1 protein-coding gene is annotated in these 464 nt (G+C 45.5%); it reads right to left on the bottom strand.

Annotated elements, in window-relative coordinates; translation table 11 throughout:
* Positions 1 to 464: SDR family NAD(P)-dependent oxidoreductase (locus tag PZH32_RS11285; RefSeq protein WP_275208346.1), on the bottom strand; the 464-nt coding region annotated here is incomplete at both ends.

The following is a 464-nucleotide window of genomic DNA, read 5'->3' as shown; positions in this document are numbered from 1 at the left end:
CTGGAAGCCAGTTCTCTTGCCGCACTCTTTGTGAGTCCGATCACACCAGCCTTTGATGCAGAATAATTAGCCTGTCCTGCATTTCCAAGAACTCCTGATACAGAAGACAGGTTAATAATTCTTCCGGATCTCTGACGTAGCATCTGTCTTGAGACTGCACGGATACAATGAAAAGTTCCTTTCAGATTCGTATCGATCACAGCATCAAAATCCTCTTCTGCCATCTTCATAAGCAGTCCGTCTCTTGTAATTCCTGCGTTGTTCACAAGGATATCTATTCTTCCGAATTCTTTAATGATTGTCTGAAACATCTCATCACAAGATGCTGCATCTGCCACATCACACTGCATGATCTGTGCTGTTCCGCCTGCAGATTCAATCTCTGTTTTCACTTCCTGCGCGCGCTCTTTCGATCCATTATAATTGATCACTACTGCTGCGCCCTCCTGTGCCAGACGCAGTGC

The sequence above is a fragment of the Adlercreutzia equolifaciens genome (genome assembly GCF_029076695.1).
Taxonomy (GTDB): domain Bacteria; phylum Actinomycetota; class Coriobacteriia; order Coriobacteriales; family Eggerthellaceae; genus Adlercreutzia; species Adlercreutzia equolifaciens_A.
The sequence above is the reverse complement of the archived record's forward strand: the minus strand, read 5'-3'. Positions and strand labels throughout refer to the sequence as shown.